Source organism: Ruminococcus sp. (assembly GCF_019417665.1).
Lineage (GTDB): Bacteria > Bacillota > Clostridia > Oscillospirales > Ruminococcaceae > Ruminococcus_C.
The window spans coordinates 22,531-48,240 of record NZ_DXUU01000010.1; the positions used below are offsets into that span (position 1 = coordinate 22,531).

Consider the following 25,710-nt stretch of genomic DNA (forward strand, 5'->3'; position numbering starts at 1 on the left):
AATTCTCACAGAAATGTGGTATAATACTTTTGTATGCTTATGCCCGGTACAGAATTTCTCTGCTGCTGCCATTTCATACGCTCATAAAATGTACAAATGATATCGCAGAAAGGACGATTTTATGACAACCTCATATCACCGGATCCCCCTTTCAGAAAGTATTGGCTTCACTGAAATTCTGGATCCCAAATTCAAGACCAATGCGCTGAGAATCCAGCTCATCCAGCCCCTCTCTCCAGAGACGGCTTCTGCCTGCGCACTTGCAGCTGATCTGGCAACCTCCAGCAGCAAGGCGTATCCTACAAATGCTGCCATGAACCAGAAGCTGCACCTACTGTACGGTGCAGATCTCAGCTGCACCATTTCCAAACAGGGCGATCTGCAGATCATCACCCTGCGTGCGTCTGCCATTGCTGACCGCTATGCCCTGAACGGAGAAAAGGTATTCGACGAGCTGGTGGACATTCTCATGGGCTGTCTGCTTGCACCCAATGCCGAAAACGGCGCTTTTGACGAAACAGAATTCCGTATCAAGCAGAGCAATCTGCTGGACTGCATTGATGCAGAGATCAATGAAAAGCGCAAGTACGCCCTGCAACAGACATACAATACTGCCTATACCAACGAGCCTGCTGCACATTCCTGCTACGGCACACGGGAGAAAGCGGCTTCGCTGACGTCATCCGGTGTCTATCAGGCTTTCCAGAAGCTGTTGCAGCAGGCAAAGATCGAGGTCTTTTTTGTAGGACCGGAATCGCAGCCGACACTCCCCGGAAAATTCCAGGATGCTTTTTCTGCTATTCCCAACCGCAGTGTACCTGATTTCCCTTTCCTATCCCCCAGCCCGGCAAAGCCGGAGCCTGTCACAGTACGGGAAGCACTTCCGGTGAATCAGTGCAAGATGGTCATGGCATGGAAAACCGCTTATCCGAGCCGTTATGCCGTCAAGCTTATGGCTGTGCTTCTGGGCGGTACGCCAAGTTCCAAGCTGTTTGCCAATGTCCGGGAAAAAATGAGTCTTTGCTACTACTGCGCCGCCAATTATAACGAGGCCAAGCAGACCATGTTCGTGGATTGCGGTATTGAAACAGAAAATATCGAGACAACACGCAATGCCATTCAGCAGCAGCTGGACTCCATTTGCAGCGGTGACATTTCGGACGAAGAGATCCGAAACGCTTTGATGTCCATCCACAACACCATGCGGAGCATCGGCGACACGGCTTCATCTTATATCACATGGTATTTCGGACAATTCTGCCGGGGCACAAAGCTGACGCCGACGGAGGAAGAAGAGCAATACCAAAAGGTCACAAAGGAAGAGATCATTGCTGCGGCAAAGTCCATGCAGCTGGATACCATTTATATTATGGAATGCAAGGAACAGGAGGAAACACCTCATGGAGACAACTAAGACAATCGTCCGTTCACCACAAACCGGTGATCAGTATGTGCATATTCACCACAAGAGCGGTCTGGAGATCCTGGTGTGCGAAATGGAAGGCTTCAGCACCACAGAAGCGATGTTCGGTACAAAATACGGTTCCATTAACACCCAGTTCAAAACGGCTGCGGATCATGACTACTGCACTGTCCCCGAGGGAATTGCCCATTTTCTGGAACATAAACTCTTTGAAAATGAGGACTGCGATGTATTCGATCTTTACGCCAAAACCGGCGCAAATGCCAACGCATTCACTTCCTTTGACAAGACTTGCTACTATTTTGACTGCTCAGACAACTTCAAGGCATCCCTGGAGATCCTGCTGTCCTTTGTCCAGTCTCCTTATTTCACCCCGGAGAGTGTTGCCAAGGAACAGGGCATTATCGGTCAGGAAATACGCATGTGCGATGACGATCCCGGCTGGCGTGTCTTTTTCAATATGCTGGGCGGACTTTACCAGAAGCATCCGGTACGCATTGACATTGCTGGTACGATTGAAAGCATTGCCCAGATCACAGACGATCTGCTGTACCGCTGCTACCGCACATTCTATAATCTCCACAACATGGTACTGGCGGTTGCCGGAAACTGCAAGGTGGATGAAGTACTGGAAGTGGCAGACCGCCTGCTAAAGCCCTGTGAGGATCAAAAGCTGGAAACTGTTTTCCCTGTGGAATCTCTGGATATCGTACGCAGCGAAACTGTAGAAACAGCAGCAGTAGGTCAGCCCTTGTTCCACGTCGGCTTCAAGTGTGCCCCCAGAACCGGTGCCGAAAATCTGCAAGCCCAGATCGAAGCGCACATTGCTATGCGTGTCCTCGCCGGCACTTCTTCTCCCCTGTACCAAGAACTGCTCCAGGAAGGTCTTATCAATCCCACATTCTCCAGCGAAATTTTCAACGGCGACGGATTCTTTACTGTGATCTTCGGCGGCGAATCCCGTGATCCCCGTGCTGTCCGTGACCGCATCGCAGCTGCACTGACAAATGCACAGGAAACCGGACTGGACGAAGCCCTTTTCAACGAGTTCAAAAAGTCCACATACGGTGCTCTGGTACAGGAACTAAACAACGTTTCCTCCGTGACAAATTCCATGATCGCATCGCACATGGCAGGCTGCGGACTGTATGACACCCTGCGTGTTCTGTCGGATCTGAAACCGGAGGACTGCAACCGATTCTTACAGAAAGAAATGGATATCCAGCGCATGACGCTGTCCATTATCGAACCTGCAAAATAACGGGAAGGAGGCACAGGATTCCCCGGGATCCTGCAATCACATATGGCAACAGAAACAATCGGCTCCCTTGACTATAATGAGATCGTGTTTCCGAAACTAGGAATTGATCTGCATCTCAACAGCACTGCCTTTGAGATTGGCGGTCTGTCCATCCAGTGGTACGGCATTCTGATCACTCTGGGACTGGTGCTCGCCCTGATCTACGCCTTTACCCAGGTAAAACAATACGGACTGAATCCGGATCGTTTTCTGGATTCAGTCATCGGCGGCATTGTGGGCGGCATCGTGGGCGCACGTACCTACTATGTGCTCCTGAACTGGGACAATTACGCTGGAGACTGGAAAAGCATATTCAACCTGCGGGAAGGCGGTCTTGCCATTTACGGCGGCATTATCGGCGGACTGCTGGTGGGCTGTCTGGTGGCAAAGCTGCGCAAGGTACGCATCCTGCCCCTGCTAGACATTGCCGGTATTGGATTTCTTCTGGGACAAGGCATCGGACGCTGGGGCAATTTCTTCAATCAGGAAGCATTCGGCTGTAATACGGACAGCATTTTTGGCATGTCCGGCGGACGCATCCAGGATTGGATCACCAACAGTTATCCTTACACCTCATATTACGCCAACTTCGGCACACAGCTGGATGCCTCCCAGCCAGTCCATCCCTGTTTCCTCTATGAATCCATTTGGTGTCTGCTGGGCTTTGTGCTTCTGGCACTGTTTGCAAAGAAAATTCGCCGCTATGACGGTCAGATCTTTCTAATCTATATTGGCTGGTATGGCTTAGAGCGTGCCTTTGTGGAAGGACTGCGCACAGACAGCTTAGTTATTGGTAACATCCGTATTTCTCAGCTTCTGGCGATCCTCTGCGTTGTTGCGTCCATTGTGCTGCAAATTGTCATTGGCACAAGGGTAAAACGAATGGGCTGCGACTACCATTTATATAAGGACACCAAGGAATCCAAAATGCTTCTGGCAGAGCTGGAACAAGGAAAAGCGGTTTCCTCTAAAGATGAAACGACTGCGCCGGAATCAGACCTCACAGAGGATGAATCTGAAACATCCGATGCAGCAAAGGTATCTGCGGAAGATACAGCACCATCAGAAGAAACAGACGCTACCGACGAGAAAACCAATGAAACAAAAGAAAACAAACCGGAAAAGGAGTAAAGAACATGGGTAAAATTATTTCGAGCAAGGAAGTATCTGCTGCAATCCGGCAGAAGATTCGTGAAGATGCACAAACACTGCGAGAAAACCACGGCATTCAGCCGGGACTTGCTGTCATTCTAGTGGGAAATGACCCCGCATCGCAGATCTACGTTCGCAACAAGCAAAAAGCATGCGAGGAGGTAGGCTTCCATGCATTTGAATATCGTCTCAGTGAGAATTCCACGGAAGAACAACTTCTGGATCTGATCGGCGTCCTCAACAAGGACAACAAGGTACATGGCATTCTAGTGCAGTTGCCTCTGCCGGATCACATTGATCCCCAGACTGTTATCAACACCATTTCACCGGACAAGGACGTGGACGCATTCCATCCTTTCAATGTTGGAAAAATCATGATCGGTGACTATGAATTTCTCCCCTGCACACCAGCTGGTGTGATGGAACTGATTGACAGTACTGGTGTAGAAATCAGCGGCAAAAACTGTGTTGTGGTCGGACGAAGCAACATTGTGGGAAAGCCCATGGCAATGCTGCTGCTGCACCGCAACGCAACCGTAACCATCTGCCACTCCCGCACTAGAAACCTGGCAGAAATCTGTGCAAGTGCCGACATTCTGGTCAGTGCAGTGGGCAAGGCGCATTTCATCAAGGCAGACATGGTCAAGAAAGGCGCTATGGTGATTGATGTTGGCATGAACCACGACGAAAACGGTAAGCTCTGCGGTGATGTAGAATTTGCCGAAGTTGAACCCAAGACCAGCTACATTACGCCTGTTCCCGGCGGTGTCGGACCCATGACCATCACCATGCTCATGAAAAACACCCTGCGTGCAGCAGAATTAAAACAGAAATAATCGCATAAAGCTATGAAAAGAACCCCTGCCGGGCAAGCTTAGTCCGGCAGGGGTTCTATTTGTTATACATCCACAAAGAAAAAGAGCCGAAGCCCGAGGACAACGACTCTTTTTGAGATCAACATCATAGTATGATGGTCATTATTCCTTTACGCCGCCCAGTGCAACACCAGCAACGATGAATCTGGACAGAAGCAGGTAAATAACGATGATCGGAATAACAGAGAGTGCTACAGCAGCATACTGTGCGCCCAGATCCGGGTGTTTATCCTGTCCCAGTACGCTCTGAATCATGATCGGCATTGTGAAACGCTTTTCATTGGAAACAATGATCATATTCTGTGTATAGAAGTTGTTCCAGTTCTGTACGAATGCGAAGATTGCCTGTACAGCGATCGCCGGCTTACACATCGGGATCGCAATGGTCAGGAAAGTGCGGAACTCGCCACTTCCATCGATACGAGCAGCTTCTACAATGTCCAGCGGGAACGAAGACTTCATATATTGTCTCATGTAGAACACAACAGCAGGAGCAGCAACCGCCGGAATAATCAGCGGAATATAGCTGTTCGCCAGACCCAGTGTACCTACCATAAACTTTACAAAACCGGTAGATGTAACCTGAATCGGGATCATCATAACTGCCAGAATGAATGTATATGCACCATCACGAAGCTTGAAATCATAAACAGTTAAACCGTATGAAGTCAATGCGGAGAAGAATACTGTCAGAATGGTAGAACCACCTGCAATGATCAGAGAGTTTCTGTAGCCACGCCAAACATTGAAGTTCGGAGACTGCGGAAAATCACCGCCGGCAATATTCTTGATGTTGGTTATCAGATCGCCGCCCGGTAAGAACTGCAGCGGTTGTGCACGCAGTGCAGCATCACCATGAGTTGCATTCATGATCATGATATACAGCGGAATCAGGCAGATCAATGCCAACAAAACACAGACGATGAAACATCCGGCCGATTTCAGTCTCTGCACCAACATATAATTGTCTTTTACACCAACATTTTCCATTATGCGCTGAGACCTCCATTCTTCGCCAATTTCTGCTGTGCCTTATATTCCTTTACCAGAGCCTTGCGCTCCATCTTCTTACGATGCTCATCTTCATCACGATTCATGCGGAATACAAGCATACCCAGTGCAGCGGTAATGATAAACAAAATTACCGAAGCAGCACCGGCAATACCGTAGTCCGGCTCGTGAATCTTTGCACCAGAACGGAACTGTTCATAAACGAACACGGCAACCGTACGCAGATTTGCGTTGATCTTACCAGCACCTGTGTGATACAGATACGGAATATCGAACATCTGAAGACCACCGATCATAGAAGTGATCAGGGTATAAACTACCATCGGACGCAGCAGCGGCAGAGTCACCTTACGGAGTACCTGACCACTGGAAGCGCCGTCAATTGCAGCAGCTTCAAACAGAGACGGGTTAATACCCATAATACCAGACATCATCATAATCATGGTATTACCGAACCACATCCACGTTTGAATGAACATGACAATACCACGGCTCCAAACAGCAGATGCCTCAAACTTGATTGCATCGCCGTCATTGAGCATCAGCATAGTATTTACAGCAGAAAGCTCACTGTTAGAGATAAAGCGCATGAACAGTGCAGCAACAGATACTGCAGTGATGATATTCGGCAGGTACATAACTACCTTGAAAAAGCCCACACCCGGGATATGCAGCTTCGAATCTGTGAACCAAACAGCCAACAACAAAGACAGAAGGATCTGCGGAATAAAGTTACCCACCCACAGAATGACAGTGTTCTTGAAAGAGCTCAGGAACAGATCCTGCATTGCCTTGGCACGACGGCCCATGCCTTCGCCGGAACCAAACAAGATCGTTGCATAGTTATCAAATCCGACAAAATTGCCTGCGTCACTGCCGTTTCCCTGAAAACTCAGGATAAACGTCTGGATCAGCGGCCAGACCTGGAAGAAGCAATACACGAGAAAGAACGGGGCAATGAACATGTAACCATACTTGGCGTAGCTAATCGATTTAATACGACGTTGTGCAGCTGATGCCATTTGCACACACCCTTTCAAAAATTCAATAGAATAGTAAGAGATAAACATACGCCTATAGGATACAATCATCCTATAGGCTGCATGTTTTATAGAGTGAAATCAGAGATAATAAAACTTATTCTACAGTGATCTCAGTTACGTCAGCAGCAACAGCATCCAGGAATGCATTCATGCAGTCTTCCTCAGAAGCAGTTACGCCATTGCAGTAATCCTGTACAGCATTCTGCAGGTCAGTGTTGATCTTAGCATCGTACTGAGTAGCAATGCTCATATCGATCTTGTCAGCAGAACCAAACAGAACCTGGAACTGATCCTGACCACCGAACAGCGGGTTGCTGTTTGTGCCAGCTTCAGTTGTAGCAGACATAACGCCCTTGTTGTTTACGAAGTCGCCGCGAACGTCTACATACTTCTGCATTGCATCAGCATCAGCAGTCATAGTGTAGATGAACTGACCAGCTTCAGTAGCGTTATCGGTCTTCGGATATACGCAGATCCATGTACCGCCCCAGAACCAAGAGGTCGGGCCTTCACAGATTGCATACTTACCATAAGTAGAGCCGCCTTCGCCGCCCTGAGCCTGTTCCAGAGAACCGCCTGCTGCGATAGCCCATGTCGGGAAGAAGAAGCCGAAGGTCTTGTTAGCCTGAGCGCCGTCAGACTGACCCTGCGGGAGCCAGTCATCTGTCCACTGAGTTGCACCAGAGATGTAACCCTTGTCATAGTTCTCCTTTGCCATAGAGAAGAAGTCACCTACAGAAGAAGAATCCAGCTTGCCATCGTTCACCCAAGACTTAGTTCTGTTACCGTTGGAGTATGCTCTCCAAACGCCGCCCAGAGAGTCAGCCATAGCAGTGGTGTTGCCAGACTTCTCATATACAGTAGCAGCGGTTGCCCAGAAGTCATCCCAGCTGCCGATCTGTGCCTGCATATCTTCCGGAGTAGTTACACCCAGGTATTCTTCAGCCAGGTCAGCTCTGTATGCATAGCCGCCTGCTGCTGCCTGCCAGGATGCACCCTTCAGATTACCGTTAGTATCCTTACCCATGGATACAGTGTAGCCATAAGCATTTGCATACATATCCTCAGAGATACCTACTGCGGACAGCGGAGCAGAGTACTCATCGTTGTTCTGATAAGCCATGTTCCAGTCTGCATCGCAGAAGTACAGGTCAACGTCATCACCAGACAGGAATACCTGTGCATACTGCTCGTTAGCCTCTGTACCATTGGAACCAACCTGCTTGAAGACCATCTTGCTCTTGTCCATGCCAGTTGCATCTGCAACGATATCGTACATGTACTTCAGGTCATCCTCAGTCCAGCACAGAATGGTCAGAGCGTCGCCGCCTTCAGCCAGAGAACCGTCCGGTGCGCCCAGAGCCGGGATCTCAACATTCTCGTAGCCAGCAGCAGATTCAGGCTCAGAAGATTCTTCAGCCTCAGAAGACTCCTCATCGCCTGCCGCTTCGCTGCTCTCTTCTGCATCAGCAGAGCTCTCAGCCTGAGAAGAAGACTCAGAAGAGCTGCTTTCCTCGCCGCAGCCTACGAATGCAGTTGCAGTCATAGCCAGGGCAGCCATCAAAGCCAGTGTTCTTTTCAACTTGTTCATTGGAATTTTCCTCCTTAAATATATATATTACACTGCTCTGCCGATTAGCACACCAGTGTAATAAGCAAATGTAATTCGTACAGCACATGTCCTATGCTGCACTGCCTTTCGTTAATATTCTCTGTAATAATGCACAAATTGGGCATAGAGAACATTTCCTGTGATAAGCTTAATATACAACAATTCGCAACGATTGTCAATGGCTTATACCGTTCTTTCATTTTTTTCGGTTGAATCGCACAATAAAATCAATCGTTTTTTGTGCATATTAACGATATTTTTTAGTGTTTCCGAAAAAAGTTACAAAACGGTTAAATCCCCATTCTATTCGGAAAAGTAGTCAGTTTATGTACCATCTGAACAAGACATTTGTATATAATCACGAATTTGCTTGAAATATGTCTCCGTCATGCCGTCCAGGTAGAGCAGCTCATATACTGAAGAATACCCCTGTATCTCCTCGCGGAATACCAGAATCTCATCCGCAAGCTCCGAAGTCATTTCTGGCAAGCGGAGTAGTTCCTCTTTTGTTGCCGTATTCAGATCTACTACAAAGGTCTCTGTCGATTCTACCGTCTCCGCAGGCATTTCCGTCGGAAACTGCATCTCAGGTTCCGGTTCTTCTTCCGGTTCTTCATAGAATTCTGATTCGGGGTAGGTCTCATTTGTCACATAAATCAAGTCATAGATTTGAGACAAAACACCCTCGCCGATGCCATCCACTTCCATCAATTGTTCCCGATTGGAAAATCTACCATTTTGAGTACGGTAGGATATAATTCGTTCTGCCAGCACTGCACCGATGCCCGGCAACTGTTCCAATTCCTCCGCAGACGCTTCGTTCAGCTCCAGAGGAAAGGATATCATTTCTTCCTGGATCGTCTGCTTTGCCTCAGTTGTTATTTGAGTTGTTGTACACTTTGATACAGCGGCAACAGTACCAGTTGTACCAGATGCTGCGGAAATTTCTGAAACAGCAGTAGTAACTGCCTGCATCCGCCGAGGTGTCATATCTGCCTTTTCATGGTTAAGATAGCCTATACCCTGCCAGCCGATGATGCCAACTGCACCCAAAAGCAATCCTATACCCAGAATCCTGGTCAGCCAGTCACGTCGCTTGTGTTCCATAGCATCCTTCCAAACTGATATTTTCTACCGATTTCTATTTTAACACTTTTTTTATGACTTTGCAAGGCTTTTCTCATTTTCTTTCAATTTTCAATGTATTTTCAAAAAATAAATTGTAACACAGGGTTCTCGCTTTCAATTTCCTTGTAAGCGCATACCAATTTATCATTTAAGCAATACTGCATAAAGATTGTGCATCAGGCCTTCTTTGTGCGGTATTGCCTTTATACAAAAAGCAGGAAATCCAATGGTTTCCTGCTCCTGTTTTACTGATTTTTTCAATTCATTTTAAAGGCGAGCTACGCCAGTATCCCGTGCAGCCTGTGCCACAGCCTTTGCCACTGCTGCACCGACGCCATCCTCCAGAGGGCTGGGGATAATATAATCTGCTGCCAGCTTTTCAGCCGGTACGAAATCAGCGATCGCCTTTGCAGCTGCAATTTTCATTGCGTCATTGATATCCTTTGCACGAACATCCAGTGCGCCTCGGAAAATGCCAGGAAACGCCAGAACGTTGTTGATCTGATTCGGGAAGTCGCTGCGTCCTGTGCCCATAACTGCTGCGCCGGCTGCCAATGCTTCTTCCGGCATGATCTCCGGTGTGGGATTTGCCATAGCGAAGATAATAGGATCCTTCGCCATGGTCTTAACCATATCTGCCGTTACACAGCCTGGTGCAGATACGCCAATAAAGACATCTGCACCCATGAGCATTTCTGCCAATGTGCCTTTTTTATGTCCGCTATTGGTGATCGCTGCCATTTCTTCCTTCTGGGGATTAAGATCTTCACGCCCTTCGTAGATGGCACCGTGACGGTCGCAGAGAATGACATGATGGGGATCCAGACCCATAGCAATGAGCAAACGGATAATGGCAATACCGGCAGCACCTGCGCCGCTGGTAACCACTTTAATATTGTGAATATCCTTTCCAGTCAGCTTCAGAGCATTGAGCATTGCTGCCAATGTGACAACAGCAGTGCCATGCTGATCATCGTGGAAAATAGGAATATCACAGCATTCTTTCAGCCGGCGTTCAATTTCGAAGCAGCGGGGGGCGGAGATATCCTCCAGATTCACGCCGCCAAAGCTTCCGGCGAGAAGACGGACAGTATTGACAATATCATCCACATCTTTCGAACGAACGCAGAGAGGGATGGCATCTACATTGCCAAATTTCTTGAACAGAGCGCACTTGCCCTCCATAACCGGCATACCGGCTTCCGGACCGATATCGCCCAGACCCAGCACGGCAGTACCGTCAGTGATCACTGCCACCAGATTGCCCCGGCGTGTCAGATCATAGCTCTTCGAAACGTCCTTCTGGATCTCCAGACATGGCTGGGCAACGCCCGGCGTATATGCCAGAGAAAGATCATCTGCCGTTTCAAGGGGGGCACGAAGTGTCACCTCTACCTTTCCCTGCCATTCATAGTGCAGTTTCAAAGATTCTGCTGCATAATCCATAGTTGTTACAATTCCTTTCCAATTACAAGCAATTCACAGTTCCTAGTTCGTACAGATACACCCGGAAAACCACCGGAGCATTGCTTCACACAAATCTCTCCGGTGGTCTCTTCCTATATTACGAAATCAATCAGATGGACATTTCGTCGATAACCGAACGAAGCGCAGTACCGCTCTTCTGGAAGCGTGCAATCTCTTCCTCTGTCATAGGCGGTGTGATCTTCCGCTCAACGCCGTTTGCACCAATCACACACGGCAGGCTCAGGCAGACATCCTTGACACCATAATTCGTGCCGTCCTGCAGAGTGGATACGGTCAGAACTGCCTTGGTATCACGGAGAACAGCCTCAGCGATCTGGCTTACAGACAGAGCAATCGCATAATAGGTAGCACCCTTGCACTTGATGACCTCAGCGCCGCCCTCACGGACTTCCTGCTCAATGGCAGCCTTGTCGCCCAGATCCTCCACATCTGTGCAGTACTCATCAAACTTCATGCCTGCAATGCTGGACAGAGACCACGGAACCATAGAGGAATCGCCGTGTTCGCCGAATACATATGCGTGGATGTTCTTAATGTTCAGACCAGCGTGTTCTGCCAGACATGTACGCAGACGGGAAGAATCCAAAACAGTACCAGAACCGAATACCTGATTCGGGCTGAGACCGGAAACACGAATTGCCTCATAGGTCAAAACGTCAACCGGGTTGCTGACAACCAGATAGCATGCATGAGGCGCATACTTTACGATCTCCGGCATAACAGATGCCATGATCTTTGCATTGGTCTTGCACAGATCAATACGAGTCTGACCCGGCTTTCTGGCAATACCAACGGTAATGATGACCATATCGGAATCTACAGCATCTGCATAATCACCGTCATATACATCACAAGTAGGACAAAATGCATTACCCTGCATAATGTCCATTGCCTCACCCTTTGCCTTCGGCTTATTGATATCCACGAGCAGCAGCTCGGAGCAAAGTCCCTTGATTGCCAATGCAAACGCAATAGAAGCACCAACATTACCGGCGCCCAGAACAGTTACTTTTTTTCCTTTTTTCAGTTTCTTTTCCATTATCCGTATTCCTCCTAACATTTTGGAAGCACTGACGTTTCTGCCCGATCAACCAGCTGAAACCGTCGGGCGCATCCCGTCTCAGATCCCGCAGTTTCTTTACGAAATCAACGATGCAGGCAGACAAAAACACACTCCGCAGAATATCTCTGCCGCCGCCCGCATACACAAGCTTATTATAACACGAAACGAGAAAATTTGCAAGTTCCAATATATCATTTTATATTTTTTGTCACTTCATACAGAATTTCCAGGTGATATGCGTGCAAACTCAACAAAAGCCAGCGCATCGTACCTGATTCCGCCTGCCGCTTATCCATCGTAACCCATACATTATATATGTGATATTTTCATGAAAACCGCTTGACAATAGGGTGAAAACGTGCCATAATATAAAAGATATCGACAGCTCTGAGGTGATCTGTGCTGTCAAAATGTCAATACAACGAAAGGAAGATGCAATATGCGGAAACGAAACCGACTGATCGCCTGCCTGTTGACAGGCTGTATCAGTGCAAGTATCATCACTGTACCACAGACCGTCTCTGGAGCAGAGTTTTCTGCAAACTATGCGGAAGCACTGCAAAAGTCCCTGTACTTTTATGAGTGCCAGCAGGCAGGACCGCTCCCGGACTGGAACCGTGTAGAATGGCGTGCGGATTCCACCGTCACAGACTATGTCACCGGCGGTTGGTATGATGCCGGCGACCATGTGAAATTCAACCTGCCCATGGCTTACTCAGCCTCCATGCTGGCATGGGGACTCTATCAGTATCCGGACGGTCTGGAAAAAACCGGTCAGATGGAGACCTATGTGAACAATCTGACCTTTGTGTTGGACTATCTGGCCGCCTGTGACGAAGGCGATACCGTGGTTTACCAGGTAGGAAACGGTCAGATGGATCACACCTGGTGGGGACCTGTGGAACTGCTGGAATACGGCATGAAAGACAATGGCGCTGACTATGAGGCAGCACGTGCAATCCTGAAGGGCACCAGCTCTGCGGTGTGCGGCGAAATGGCAGCAGCACTGGCTGCTGGCGCTGCCGCCCTAAAAGGGAAATCTAACAAGACAGAGGAATATCTGGAACACGCAGAGAATATCTTTCACCTTGCGGACGAAACCAGAAGCGACGATGAATACAATAACAGCGACGCCAGCGGCTTCTATCGTTCCTCCCATTTCTATGATGAACTGTTCTATGCCGCAAACTGGCTCTACATTGCCACTGGGGAGCAGTCCTATCTGGACAAGGCAGCTTCCTATATTCCCCACCTGGACACAGAGCTTGGTTCGGATGAACTGAAATATTCCTGGGGCATGTGCTGGGACGATGTCATGCAGGGCGGCCTGCTCCTCTATGCCATCAATACCAACGACAGCTTTTATATCAGCCGGGTACAGAAGCATCTGGACTACTGGACAGATTCTGTGGCAACACTGGACGGCGGCGGAAAGTGGCTCACTACCTGGGGCTGTCTGCGCTATGCCACTACCGCCGGATTCCTGGCAAGTGTTGCGTGCGATACCGTCCTAAGCAGCACCAATACCGACAAGTATCAGCAGTTCTACGAGGATCAGATCAACTACTGCCTGGGCAACAACCCAGATAACCAGAGTTTTGTGGTGGGCTACGGTGAAAATTCCCCGCAGAATCCCCATCACAGAACAGCCCATAGTTCCTGGAAAAACGCCCTGGATACGCCGGATACCAATCGGCACATTCTCTACGGTGCATTGGTAGGCGGTCCCAACCAGGACGGCACCTATGAGGATGACCGGCAGAACTATATCAACAACGAGGTAGCCTGCGACTACAACGCCGGATTCACCGCACTGCTCTGTAAAATGACAGATGCCTACGGCGGCAAGACCGACCCCGATTTCCCAGAGCCGGAAACACGGGACAAGGAATTCTATGTAGAGACAAAGCTGACCGAAGCATCCGGCGGTGTGAGCCTGAGCTTCAAGTTCACCAACCACTCCGCATGGCCGGCACGTATTGAGGATAACATGTCCTACCGATATTATATGGATCTCTCCGAGGTCATCAATGTTGGCTATCAGCCCACAGATATTGTCATGCGAGTGGATCGGGATCAGGCAACCATGTACGACGGCTATACACCGGTGCAGATCTCAGACGTCCAGCACTATAAGGATAACATTTATTATATTGAAGTCACTTACGCTGACGGCCGTGTGGCAATGCCTATTTCTGAAGGGCAGCACCAATGCGAGTTGATGCTGGCGCTGGTATTCCCGAACTATCAGAGCGGATGGGATGCTGCGAACGACTATTCTAACGAGGATCTGTTAAAAACACCGGAGGAATATGTGATCTCCGATAAGATCCCGGTTTATCAGAACGGCGTGCTCATTTCCGGCGTGGAACCAGACGGTACCGCTGCCACACAGCCGCCGGCAGTTACCACTTCCACTACAGAGGAAGCCGGCGTACTGCTGGGTGATGTAAATGGAGATAACAGCGTAAAAATGAGCGATCTGGTGCTATTGGTGCGCTATCTGGTGGGCGATGCCCAACTGTCTAAGCAGGGTTACACCAATGCAGACGTCTGTCTGGATCAGAAAGTCAACGGACTGGATGCGGCACGGCTGCGGCAGATACTTTCCTGATATCACATTCTTATAATAGGACAGCTTGCATTTTCAGACAGAATACTTTGAAATTTGAAAAAAAGGGAGATAGATTCCTATGGGATTGAAAGATTTCTTGTTCAACAATGATTATTCTTTCTTACTGCAAATTGCGATCATTCTTTTGGCAACAAAACTGCTGGGACTGCTGACAAAACGTATCAGTCTGCCTCAGGTGGTAGGCGCATTGGCTGCCGGTATTATCCTAGGACCAATGGTACTGAACGTTGTAGAGCGAAACGATCTGATCGTCAGCCTGGCAGAGCTGGGTGTCATTGTCCTCATGTTCAGCGCCGGTCTGGAAACGGATATCCAGGAGCTAAAAAAGGCAGGTCTTGCCTCCTTTGTCATTGCGCTGCTGGGTGTCATTGTTCCCCTGGTGGGCGGATTTATCCTGTCAGACATCTACAATACGGAACAGGATCCGGAGATGGCGTCCCTGTTCTGGCAGAATATCTTCATCGGCGTTGTCCTGACAGCAACCTCTGTCAGCATCACCGTAGAGACCCTGAAAGAACTGGGTGCTCTGAGCTCCCGTGCCGGAAACGCCATTCTGGGTGCTGCTGTCATTGATGACATTTTAGGCATCGTTGCCCTGACCGTTGTCATCAGCCTGGGCGGTAAAAAATCCGGCGGCGGCGAAGCAGAAAAGACCTTCGGTTCCCTGCTGGCAGGTGACGGCGTCTTTGCCGTTGTCATCAATATTCTGGCATTCTTTATCGTAGCAATCGGTGCAGCGATCCTGTACCACTACTTCTTCAAAAAATGGCGGGAATCCAGCAACGAAAATCTGCGCCGCCATAATATTGTGACATTTGTATTCTGCTTGCTGCTCTCCTTTGTGGCTGAGATCCTCTTCGGCGTGGCAGATATCACCGGCGCATTTGTTGCTGGTCTGGCAGTTTCGGGTCTGAAGAAAAACGAATATGTCGTTAACCGTTTCAACACTTTGTCCTATATGCTGCTCTCTCCCATCTTCTTTGCTAACATTGGTCTTGCCATGACCCTGGACGGACTGACCGGAAAACTCATTGTCTTTATGCTGCTGCTCATGCTTATTGCAGTTGTGACAAAGGTTGTGGGCTGTGGTCTCGGCGCAAAGATCATGCGGTATACCACGAAGGAAAGTTTGCAGATCGGTATTGGTATGATTTCCCGTGGTGAGGTTGCCCTGATCGTGGCAAACAAAGGTGCTTCTGTAGGACTTATGAACGAGAAATTCATGACACCTCTGGTCATTATGGTTGTATTCACCACGATCATCACGCCAATTCTATTAAAATTTGTATTCCCCAAGAAAAAATCCGGAGACAAAAGCGATACGGCTGCGCCGGAAAATATTGGTCTGGAAAAATGCGGAATTGACGCTGGACTGGAAGAGACCTGATAACGCTATTATATAAAAAGCTGTTGCAATCAGTCAGAATCACGAGGATATACATATCCGTTTGTGTAATTCTGCTGTATTGCAACAGCTTTTTATTTTAGTTCTTTATGAAAGGCAGCCGAACGCTGCTGTTCTCAGACGCCGTACAATATCGCTGGTACTGCCGCCGCAGACCTGAATGAGATAGATCAGCACCGTCTGATCTCCCGGCGATACGCAGAAATAAGGACCCGTCCAGCCGTCCCAGCCGAATTCCCCTGCTGGTACATTGGTCATACACGCAAAAGGATCTTCCAGCACACGGAACAGATTACCATAAGTATAACCCGCCAGCTGAGGCCAATCCAAACCAACTTTCTGGGGGCTGTTCAGCTGCGGCGTGGTCATATAGCGCCAGGTATTCTCCCCAATGAGACGGGTTCCGCTGGCGGCATGGAATCCCTTTCCAGCAAGCATATTGGCAAACTGGGCATAATCACGCAGGCTGGAGATCAGCCCTGCACCGCCGGAAAAAAATGCCGGCTTTTTCCGATAATCTGTCATACCCAAATGGGGATCCGGTTCCACTTTCAGACCACCGTCCTCATTGTCCCACGCATATAATTGCGCCAGACGAGAACGCTTTTCCGACGGTATATAAAAATCTGTATCTGTCATACCCAGCGGACGGAAGATCATATCCCGGTACAGTTCGTCCAACGGCTTGTCCGCAACTCGTTCCAACACTGCTCCCAACACATCGGCAGAAGCACCGTATGCCCACTTTGTCCCCGGTTGGAACAACAGGGGCACATCCTTTCCCACACGCATGGCAAACTCCTGAGTATCCACCGGATGCTCCGTGGAGAGCCGTTGGTTTATCTCATCATAGAATTCGCCCATTTTCTTCTGGGATAACGACCAGCGATCCGGATACGGAATACCAGAAGTCATATTCAACAAGTCCTGGATGGTAATATCCCGGTTTGCCGGAACAAGTTCGCCGTCCTGATCCACAAGCTTGTTCCGGAAGGTGGGGATATACCACCAGACAGGATCACTCAGTTCCATGATACCCTGTTCCCAGAGCATCATTGCGGCAACAGCTGTCACAGGTTTTGTCATGGAAAAGATCCGGAACAATGCGTCCGTCTGCATGACACGCCCGGTCTCCTTGTCGGCAACACCGTACGCATCAAAGTACAACTCCTTCTGGTTCTGGTAAATGCCCACACAAGCACCAGGGATTTTCTGCTCCTGGATGCCCCGTTCCAAGATGGACTGCACGCGGCGGCAGAGCTCTGTATTCATATGAATCAACCTTTCTGTTTTCATGGGTAAAACAAAAAATCCGTATCACAAAATTCATGATACGGATCTCTTGGTGAGATATGAGGGATTTGAACCCTCGACCCTACGCTTAAAAGGCGTATGCTCTGCCAACTGAGCTAATATCTCATTTTGATATTTTGTCACAAGCAAATATATCATTTTGATATATGCCACAAGCAACGTATGTTATTATAGCACAACTCGTCCGGTTTGTCAAGCACTTTTTTTTGAGTTCTGCATTTTTACCATAAAAATTTCTTATCGTTCCATAAGTTTACATGATATTTTGAAAAAGTCAATTCTACCGATTGACAGAATTCGCCAAATGCTGTATAATGAAGATTATGAAGCGGCACAAAAATACGTCGATTCATTATGAAAACATCGTTTGCTTTATAAAAAGGCAGACAGAAAGGAAGAGAGCTAACATGAAAGATTCAGGAATTATGCGCCGTGTCGACAGTCTCGGACGATTTGTTCTGCCGAAAGAACTGCGTCGTCAGCTTCAGATCGAATGCAACGATTACCTGCAGATCTATACTGAGGGAGAAAAGATCATCATCCAGAAGGCACAGTGCAGCTGTGCACTTTGTTCCCGTACAGACGATCTCATCGACTTCAACGATAAGAAGGTCTGCAAGTCCTGTATTGGTCTGATCAAAGATTACTTATAATCCAATCAAAACACTGTCGGGTGATTTACATCTGACAAGAAAAGATACTCCGGCTTTTTCTGATCCCGGAGTATCTTTTTTGCGAAACCGATCTCCCAAGCAATAAAAAACGACGCAGTTTCGCCGCATTTCTCTGATTTTCAAAAAAATCGAAAAAATTTGAAAAAAGGGGTTGACAAGCCGAAAAGAATGTGCTATAATAAATAACGTTGTGAGAGACATTGATAAGAAAAATCAAACATGTGCCCATAGCTCAGCTGGATAGAGTGACTGGCTACGAACCAGTAGGTCGGGGGTTCGAATCCCTCTGGGCACGCCAAGTATTTCTTTCGAAGTACGGAAATTTTACCCGTGTTACAATTTGTAGCATGGGCTTTTTTTCTATCTTCTGTTCTGGATAGGATCGGCCGGCGCATAGGATGGATGGGTGTGCTGTGATAGGATATGTGCTATGTAGAGTGAGTTCATTACAAAAAGATGCACCCTGATTCTCACTAACATTTTTAAAAAATTGCTGAGTCAAAAAACTTCATTGCCTGGTTGCCTTTCTGAAAGCAGAAGGAAACATTCAAAAAATAAAAACCGCCAACGCAGTTCTGCATTGACGGTTTCTAACCAATATGGTGCCGACAGTGGGACTTGAACCCACACGCCATCGCTGGCAACGGATTTTGAGTCCGTCTCGTCTGCCAATTCCGACATGTCGGCGACAATATTTATTCTATCATATTTTTTTTGCGTTGTCAAGCCTTTTTTCGCATTTTTTTCGCAAGGAGGAAATTTTTTTGGATCTGACTGTACATACAACTGGATTCGGACAGATGTTCGGCGTGCCGAATGCTGTGGTGGATCAATATTTAAAGCTGGCTACGCCATCGCAGCTGAAAGTATTGCTGTATCTGCTGCGCCATAACCGCCAGACCGTGGATCAACGTGAGATCTCAGAGGCGTTGTCTATCTCAGAAGAACTGGTGGAGGAAGCGCTCTTGTTTTGGACGCAGACAGACCTGTTTGCCGTATCAGAACCGAAAGTGCCCGGACAACAGGCATCCCAGTCTCATCCCCAGACCGTCCCGCCGCAGCCGGCTGCCCCTGTCGTTGAATCGGCATCGAAGCCGGCATCCCGTTCCGGTCACGCTGTGGCATTATCCAGTGCCAAAAGCGGCGAACTCAGTCCGGCAGAAATTGCCGCCGCTCTGGAGGCGTCCAAGGATCTGAAAACCCTGTTCCAGTTGTCGGAACAGCAGTTGGGCAGACCTTTGCGCCATATTGAACAGAAAGCCCTCATCTGGATGCATGATTATAACAACATTGGCAGTGACATCATTCTGACTGTCCTGCTCTACTGCAAATCCATCGACAAATCCAGTGTTTCCTATGCGGAGTCCATTATCACTGCCTGGTGGAACGAGGGCATCCAGACCCTGCCTCAGGTCAACGCCGCCATCAATGACATGGAACACCGCCGAAGTTTTACCGGACATATCCAGAAGGCATTTGAAATGAACCGCAAGCCCACCCCGAAGCAGCAGGAATTCATTGACCAATGGCAAGATAAACAAGTGCCCATGGAACTGATCACCTACGCTTATGAAAAGACACTGGAGGGCATCGACAAGCTGTCCTTCCCTTATATCAATAGCGTACTCATGCGCTGGATGGAAGCAGGCTACCGTACCCGAACAGATGTGGATACCAAGGATCATCCGACACCCCAAGATAACCGGAAGCAAATCCGTGGAAAACAGATCCCAGAGAGCGACAATGCCCAGGCATATAAGTCCTTTATCTATAATTTGGATGAGTGAGGTACAGTATCATGAAAGAGGAACATTTGGAACACGCCATGCAGGTCGTCTCCGCCAGACGAAACGCTGCTATGACCCAGAATCGGGAGCGCATCCAGGAGATCGAACAGCGTATTCCTGAAGTTACGGAAATCAACCGGCAGCTGTTCCGGACAAGCCGGGATCTTATGCGGATCATCCAGCAGGGCGGTGATGCCAAAACAAAGGTGGAAGCACTGCGTCAGCAAAATCAACAGGCACAACAGATGATCCGCCAGCTTCTGACACAGCACGGCTATCCGACAGACTATCTGGACATGCATTACACCTGTGAAAAGTGCCAGGACACTGGTTACGCCAATGGTACATTTTGCAGCTGTCTTACGGAGCTTTCCGGAAAGCTCGCAATGCAGGAACTGAACCAGAGTGTACAATTTGAGCAGTGCAGTTTCTCCACCTTTTCCCTGTCCTATTACAACGGACAGCACACCGAAAGCGGCACAAGCTGCTATACGGCAATGGAACGGATCCTGTTTTTTTGCCGGGAATATGCCAACCATTTTTCCCTGGATTCTCCCAGCATTCTCATGTTTGGCAAGACCGGACTGGGAAAGACGCATCTGTCCCTTGCCATCGCCAACGAGGTATTAAAAAAAGGTTTTAGCGTTCTCTACGATTCCGTCATCAATTTCCTGCGCCAGGTGGAAAAAGAGCACTTCGGCAGAGAGGAACGGAATATGGATACCCTGGAATCGCTTCTCTCCTGTGATCTGCTGATCTTAGACGACCTGGGCACGGAGTTCCACTCTCAGTTCTATCAGTCGGTCGTGTATAACATCATCAACACCCGGATGAACCGAAATAAGCCCACCATCATCAGCACTAACATGGACTATGACGGTATCTCCTATCACTATGACGAGCGCATTACTTCCCGGATCTTCACCACGTATACCTGTCTGCAATTTGTTGGAACCGATGTGCGTGTGCTGAAAAAGCAGGCACATCAACAAAAGAACAACAGAATTTGACAAAAGTGTTGTCATATGGTATACTAAACCTAAGGAATCATACAGATTGGAAGGGACGTGATTTACATGCGGTATTGTCCACGCTGTCAGGCATTGGTGTCAAAAGAGAGCCGATTCTGCATGTACTGCGGTCAGCCATTTGATGATCGGGCAGAAGGTTTGAGCGTTGCAGCATTGGTTTGCGGCATTCTTTCTGCGGTAATGCTGTGGTCAGGTACTGGATTATTTGTCGGCATCCCGGGGATCATCCTTGCACGTATCGCTGAAAAACGTGCTGTAAATCCAAAAAATGCACAGCGCGCCAGAATGGCACTGGTTTGTTCCATCATTGGGATCATCGGTTCTATCGCAGCTGTCCTGCTTTTTATCGGACTGCTTTTACTCATAGGCAAAGCAATGGTGGACGGTATGCCAAGGTAATTTGCTGATATCAATCTGTCAAAGTTCTTGATCTTTTTTATCAAAATCAACTGGAAATTACAAATAAACAGAAACATCTATAAACGGAGGAATGATTCATGATCACTTGTGAAACCTGCGGCGAATTGCTGCCTGACGACACTCAATTCTGCTCCAACTGCGGCACACCGCTGTCCGATACATCGCCGAAACCGGATACGATCGACACACCCGCACCGGATACTACAGACAGCATCCCGGCAGAATCGGCTGCTGCACCGGAACCACCTGTCCAGGATTCCGTACAGCCAGCATCACCTACTGAGACATTTTCTGGGACATCCCAGTCGGAATCCCCTGAGACATACAATCCCTATACCATGCCGGAGACTTCTGCACAGAATCCCTATGCGCAGACCAGTTACCCAAATCAGCCCCAACCTGCACCCCAGCAAAATTACAGCCAACAGCAGTACGGGCAGGTTTCCTATGGGCAGCAGAATCCTCAGCAATCTTATGGACAACAGCAGAGCTACAACCAGCCAAACTATGAACAGAACACCTATGGGCAATCTGGTTATGGACAACAGACCTATGGACAGCCGGGCTATGGACAGAATCCTTATACCCAGTATCCTCAGAACTATTACCAGAATACACAAAAAACAGACGGCAAAAGTGTTGCAGGAATGATTCTTGGTATCATCTCTATTCTTGCCACCTGTACTTATGGTGCCGGCATTATCTTTGGCATTGCCGGACTAGTCTTTTCCATCCTTGCACGGAAAGATGCAAAGGTCAAGCCGGAATTCTCCAGCAGCAGCAATAGCATGGCAAATGCCGGTCTGATCTGCTCCATCATCGGTGTTGTACTCTCTGTACTGGTCATCTTATGTCTTATCCTCGCTATGGTGGCAGTAGAGTTTACAGCATACGATTATTATTAAGGCAACAGCAGCGCACCGGAGATATTTCCTGTGCGCTTTTTTACAGCCGTGCTGTAGAGAAGGCTATCAGCATCTTGCATATCCACCGCTGATGTGGTATACTTATCTCATATCCACATCAAGACACGAAAGGACACATATATGAAACAGTTTTGGAAAATCGGAACAACAGTGCTCACTGCCGCAGTAATGCTGATACAAACAATGCCTGTTCTCGCAGCAGATACCACAGAAGTACTTTCCTATGGGGATATCACATATCGGGAAAAATCAGACAGTACGCTGGAGATCACCGGTCTCACTGAACCGTATGAGGCAACAAAAGCAAACATTCCGGCAGAGATCAATGGAAAAACCGTCACCAGTATCGGTGCAGATGCTTTTAAGTACGTGGGACAGGAATTGACTGAGGTCACGATCCCTGATACTGTGACAGTCATAGGAGACGGTGCATTCTGGGACTGTGATAAGATGGTGACATTCGAACTGCCAGACGGACTGACTACCATTGGCGAAAGCGCATTTATGGGTTGTGATGTGCTGAAAAGCATCGTGATCCCGAACAGTGTTACTACAATTGGAAAAGAAGCGTTTTTCTGGAGTGCCCTGGAAGAGATCCAATTGTCCGCCAATCTGACAGAAATTGCGCCCGAACTGCTTGGCGGCTGTGATTATCTGAAAACAGTGACCGTACCTGCTGGCGTTACCACCATCGGAGACAGAGCCTTTGCTTATATGGACGCCCTGGAATCCGTCACGCTCCCTGAGGGTGTGACTACTATTGGTGAAGGGGCATTCAGCGAGTGTACTGCATTGTCCACCGTTACCATCCCCTCTACTGTCACAGAAATTGGTGAAAAAGCATTCTATCAGGCAAGCGGTCTTCTGGAGATTACCATCTTGGGTGAAATCACCACGATTCGTGACTGCACTTTCTCCGAGTGTAAGAATCTAAAAACTGTAACTCTTCCCGACAGTGTCACTACCATCGAATCATGCGCATTCAGCTGGTGTGACTCCCTGGAAACTGTGACTGTCCCTGCGAATCTAAAAACCATCGGCGAAGACGCTTTTTATCCCGACGGTGCGTTACAGTCTTTCTGGCTGCCGGACGGCGTAACAGAAATCGGCAAAGGTGCGTTTCATGGCTGTACCTCTCTTACAGAATTTTATATTCCCACTGGCATAACAGAACTAAACCCCAGCACCATAAGCAACTGTTGGAATATGACAAAGCTGACCATTGGCGATACTTTAAAAGAAATTTCATCCTATTCTATGTACGGCACGAATAAACTAACGGAAATTTCTGTTTCAGAAAACAATCCATACCTGATGGATTCTGACGGTGTTGTATATGATAAAACTATGACAACACTAGTCGTCTACCCCATGGGGAAAACTGACGAGTTATACACGATCCCGGACGGTGTGACGACCATTGCATCACGTGGGCTGATCTGTTCCGACCTGACCAATTTGTACCTGCCTGATAGTCTGACTTCTATTGAGGAGAACAGCGTATATTCGGATGCGCTCACAGATGTTTGGTATGACGGTACAAAAGCCATGTGGGAGAAAAATGTCACCATTGCAGAAAACAATGAAACGTTCCAAAGTGCAGCAATACATTTCAAGGAAGAGCCTGTTGTAACCCCCGTTGTCCCAGAACAGAACTACGCATCCGGCGATCCCCTGCCGACAATCACATTATCTGAAGGAGATACACCGGGCACGATTACCTGGACAGAAGATACAACAAAAGTTCTTCACGGCGGTGCAAATCTTCTGCATTGGGTATTTACCCCTACAGACACCGCTGCATACCGCACCGCATCCGGCACAATCAATATCAAAGCGACCTTTGCAGAGGATGAGGGCACCCGCGGCGATGTGGACGGAAACGGCATTATTAATGCAGATGATGCCTATCTGACGCTAATATATTACGCAAAGCGTTCCTTGGGTAACACTAGCTATACCATGACCGGCAGCGCAGAGGCAGACCAGGCACTGATACCCTTGGTAGATGTGAACTGTGATGGCACAATTGATGCAGATGATGCATATCTGATGCTGCTGTATTATGCCAAAACCTCTGTCAGCGGGACAGATGTACTGTGGGAAGATCTGGTCTGATAGAGAAAAATCATAGGCAATACCGCACGAAGATTGTACGTCAGATGTGCAGTCAGATTTTTCGTCAGATGAAACAAAAAGCGGAGTGAATACTTTGTGTATTCACGAGCATTTTTGTGAAATATGACGGAAAATGTGCAAGCATATGACGTGCAAAGCCGTCAGGCGGTCTTTGTGCGGTGTTGCCCATAAATTAGAGGGGTGTGAAATGGAGTTATTACAACTGGAATACTTTTATGCGGTTGCCAAAAATCAGCATGTAACACGTACTGCGGAACAACTGCACATTGCTCAGCCATCTCTGACCCAGAGCATCCGAAGGTTGGAGAAAGAATTGGGTGTCCCCCTGTTTTATCACAACGGCAGAAATATTGCTCTGACGGAATATGGCGTCTACCTCCGGGATGCTCTGACGCCTATTTTGGACAATCTGCACCAAATTCCAGAAACCATCCAGGAATTGGCGCAGATTCGAAAAAAGACCATCCGGCTCAATGTTTTGGCTGCTTCTACCCTGGTGACCCATGCGCTGATCTCCTATAAAAAGCAGCACAGCGGTCTGAATTTCCGACTTATCCAGAATTCCCAATGCGAGGATGCAGACATCACCATCTTTACCCGGTCATTTTTTCAGGAACCATCCGATTCTAAAGAACGTTATCAGATTTTTACAGAACGAATCTTTCTGGCAGTCCCCCAGAATTCCGCTTATGCGCACTGTACCAGCGTTCTGTTGAAGGATTTCGCCCAACAGGATTTCATTAGCTTATCCGGCTCTCGAAGCATTCGTACGATCTGCGACCGCTATTGTCTCCACGCTGGATTTATGCCCAACATCATCTATGAAAGTGACAGCCCTGATACGGTAAAAAACCTGATTGCCGGCGGCCTTGGGGTTGGCTTCTGGCCGCATTACACCTGGGGTAAGGCAGATATGGAACAGATCCAGTTGCTGCCCATTGCAGAACCCACCTGTCAGAGAGATATTATCATTCAGCTGCACCAACGTGCCATAGAACATGAAGAAGTCGTCAGTTTTTTTGAGTTCCTGAGCCGGTATCTACAGAATCTGAAACAACATCCAGTGTAAAAAGATATCGCCTGTCTTAATTTGCATCCCTCTATATGTAAGATAACGGCAACACTGCACAATCTTCGTGTGGTGTTGCCTAAATTAATTTCTAAGTTAATTCTCGTGAAAAATGTAGCAATTCCCTTGACAAACTGAGAAAAATATTGTAAAATGTTCTATGTATGATAACGACAGCCTGTCTCCGACCAGGATGCAAGCAAGAGAAATGAGGA

General features: G+C 48.1%; 20 protein-coding genes and 3 tRNA genes. 14 read left to right on the top strand and 9 right to left on the bottom strand.

Translation table 11 applies throughout. From position 1 onward, the window contains the following. Window positions 1-121: 121 nt before the first annotated feature. From QZ375_RS04300 to folD, 4 genes are read left to right on the top strand one after another with little or no spacing between them, the layout of a single operon-like run. Window positions 122-1,414: an insulinase family protein gene (locus QZ375_RS04300; RefSeq protein WP_295215783.1), complete on the top strand. Its 1,293-nt coding sequence runs from the start codon at window positions 122-124 to the stop codon at window positions 1,412-1,414. Next, window positions 1,401-2,684: a pitrilysin family protein gene (locus QZ375_RS04305; protein ID WP_295215786.1), complete on the top strand. Its 1,284-nt coding sequence runs from the start codon at window positions 1,401-1,403 to the stop codon at window positions 2,682-2,684. Before QZ375_RS04300 ends, QZ375_RS04305 begins: the two co-directional genes overlap by 14 nt. 42 nt (window positions 2,685-2,726) lie before the next feature. Then, on the top strand, window positions 2,727-3,854 hold the full coding sequence (gene lgt / locus QZ375_RS04310) for a prolipoprotein diacylglyceryl transferase (protein WP_295215789.1): 1,128 nt from the start codon (window positions 2,727-2,729) through the stop codon (window positions 3,852-3,854). Between the two features lie 5 nt (window positions 3,855-3,859). Beyond that, a complete protein-coding gene (gene folD, locus QZ375_RS04315; protein ID WP_295215791.1) occupies window positions 3,860-4,711 on the top strand; it encodes a bifunctional methylenetetrahydrofolate dehydrogenase/methenyltetrahydrofolate cyclohydrolase FolD in 852 nt (283 codons plus the stop codon). A gap of 141 nt (window positions 4,712-4,852) precedes the next feature. Here the strand turns inward: folD and QZ375_RS04320 are convergent, their stop codons facing one another. The 6 genes from QZ375_RS04320 to QZ375_RS04345 all read right to left on the bottom strand — a co-directional run bounded on the left by QZ375_RS04320 (window position 4,853) and on the right by QZ375_RS04345 (window position 12,071). After that, a complete protein-coding gene (locus tag QZ375_RS04320; protein WP_295215793.1) occupies window positions 4,853-5,740 on the bottom strand; it encodes a carbohydrate ABC transporter permease in 888 nt (295 codons plus the stop codon). Then, on the bottom strand, window positions 5,740-6,783 hold the full coding sequence (locus tag QZ375_RS04325; protein ID WP_295215795.1) for a sugar ABC transporter permease: 1,044 nt from the start codon (window positions 6,781-6,783) through the stop codon (window positions 5,740-5,742). The genes QZ375_RS04320 and QZ375_RS04325 overlap by 1 nt, the downstream gene beginning before the upstream one ends. Window positions 6,784-6,898: 115 nt before the next feature. Then, window positions 6,899-8,395, bottom strand: coding sequence for a carbohydrate ABC transporter substrate-binding protein (locus tag QZ375_RS04330; RefSeq protein ID WP_295215796.1), 1,497 nt, complete (start codon window positions 8,393-8,395; stop codon window positions 6,899-6,901). Between the two features lie 345 nt (window positions 8,396-8,740). Further along, window positions 8,741-9,523, bottom strand: coding sequence for a helix-hairpin-helix domain-containing protein (locus QZ375_RS04335; protein WP_295215798.1), 783 nt, complete (start codon window positions 9,521-9,523; stop codon window positions 8,741-8,743). Between the two features lie 288 nt (window positions 9,524-9,811). Then, complete coding sequence (locus tag QZ375_RS04340; RefSeq protein WP_295215800.1) at window positions 9,812-10,990, bottom strand: malic enzyme-like NAD(P)-binding protein; 1,179 nt, start codon at window positions 10,988-10,990, stop codon at window positions 9,812-9,814. A 130-nt stretch (window positions 10,991-11,120) separates the two neighbouring features. Then, the gene (locus tag QZ375_RS04345) at window positions 11,121-12,071 is read right to left on the bottom strand and encodes an L-lactate dehydrogenase (protein ID WP_295215802.1); all 951 of its coding nucleotides are present in this window, start codon (window positions 12,069-12,071) and stop codon (window positions 11,121-11,123) included. 463 nt (window positions 12,072-12,534) lie between these two features. On the opposite strand from QZ375_RS04345, the gene QZ375_RS04350 reads away from it, so the two are divergent. Together QZ375_RS04350 and QZ375_RS04355 are read left to right on the top strand one after the other, a co-directional pair. Continuing rightward, the gene (locus QZ375_RS04350) at window positions 12,535-14,709 is read left to right on the top strand and encodes a glycoside hydrolase family 9 protein (protein ID WP_295215803.1); all 2,175 of its coding nucleotides are present in this window, start codon (window positions 12,535-12,537) and stop codon (window positions 14,707-14,709) included. A gap of 79 nt (window positions 14,710-14,788) precedes the next feature. Next, entirely contained in the window at window positions 14,789-16,117 is a 1,329-nt protein-coding gene (locus tag QZ375_RS04355) for a cation:proton antiporter (RefSeq protein WP_295215805.1), read from the top strand. 105 nt (window positions 16,118-16,222) lie between these two features. Here QZ375_RS04355 and QZ375_RS04360 read toward each other — a convergent pair whose 3' ends face one another. Together QZ375_RS04360 and QZ375_RS04365 are read right to left on the bottom strand one after the other, a co-directional pair. Next, complete coding sequence (locus QZ375_RS04360) at window positions 16,223-17,407, bottom strand: serine hydrolase domain-containing protein (RefSeq protein WP_295215808.1); 1,185 nt, start codon at window positions 17,405-17,407, stop codon at window positions 16,223-16,225. A 71-nt stretch (window positions 17,408-17,478) separates the two neighbouring features. Next, window positions 17,479-17,554: transfer RNA gene (locus tag QZ375_RS04365), tRNA-Lys, on the bottom strand. Between the two features lie 302 nt (window positions 17,555-17,856). Here QZ375_RS04365 and QZ375_RS04370 point away from each other — a divergent pair. Beyond that, entirely contained in the window at window positions 17,857-18,102 is a 246-nt protein-coding gene (locus tag QZ375_RS04370) for an AbrB/MazE/SpoVT family DNA-binding domain-containing protein (RefSeq protein WP_295215811.1), read from the top strand. A gap of 242 nt (window positions 18,103-18,344) precedes the next feature. Next, window positions 18,345-18,421, top strand: a tRNA-Arg gene (locus QZ375_RS04375). A 302-nt stretch (window positions 18,422-18,723) separates the two neighbouring features. On the opposite strand, the gene QZ375_RS04380 is transcribed toward QZ375_RS04375, so the two are convergent. Next, window positions 18,724-18,810: transfer RNA gene (locus tag QZ375_RS04380), tRNA-Leu, on the bottom strand. A 77-nt stretch (window positions 18,811-18,887) separates the two neighbouring features. Between QZ375_RS04380 and QZ375_RS04385 the strand changes: the two genes are divergently transcribed. The 6 genes from QZ375_RS04385 (at window position 18,888) to QZ375_RS04410 (ending at window position 25,495) form a co-directional block, all read left to right on the top strand. Next, window positions 18,888-19,910 (top strand): DnaD domain protein, encoded by a 1,023-nt coding sequence (locus QZ375_RS04385; protein WP_295215813.1) that lies wholly within the window; start codon window positions 18,888-18,890, stop codon window positions 19,908-19,910. An 11-nt stretch (window positions 19,911-19,921) separates the two neighbouring features. Further along, on the top strand, window positions 19,922-20,920 hold the full coding sequence (locus QZ375_RS04390; protein ID WP_295215815.1) for an ATP-binding protein: 999 nt from the start codon (window positions 19,922-19,924) through the stop codon (window positions 20,918-20,920). Window positions 20,921-20,986: 66 nt separating this feature from the next. After that, window positions 20,987-21,340, top strand: a complete 354-nt coding sequence (locus tag QZ375_RS04395; RefSeq protein ID WP_295215817.1) for a zinc-ribbon domain-containing protein — start codon at window positions 20,987-20,989, stop codon at window positions 21,338-21,340. Between the two features lie 98 nt (window positions 21,341-21,438). Next, on the top strand, window positions 21,439-22,266 hold the full coding sequence (locus QZ375_RS04400; protein WP_295215820.1) for a zinc-ribbon domain-containing protein: 828 nt from the start codon (window positions 21,439-21,441) through the stop codon (window positions 22,264-22,266). Window positions 22,267-22,407: 141 nt separating this feature from the next. Further along, a complete protein-coding gene (locus tag QZ375_RS04405; protein WP_295215822.1) occupies window positions 22,408-24,405 on the top strand; it encodes a leucine-rich repeat protein in 1,998 nt (665 codons plus the stop codon). A 208-nt stretch (window positions 24,406-24,613) separates the two neighbouring features. Then, window positions 24,614-25,495, top strand: a complete 882-nt coding sequence (locus QZ375_RS04410) for a LysR family transcriptional regulator (RefSeq protein ID WP_295215824.1) — start codon at window positions 24,614-24,616, stop codon at window positions 25,493-25,495. Window positions 25,496-25,710 lie beyond the last annotated feature (215 nt).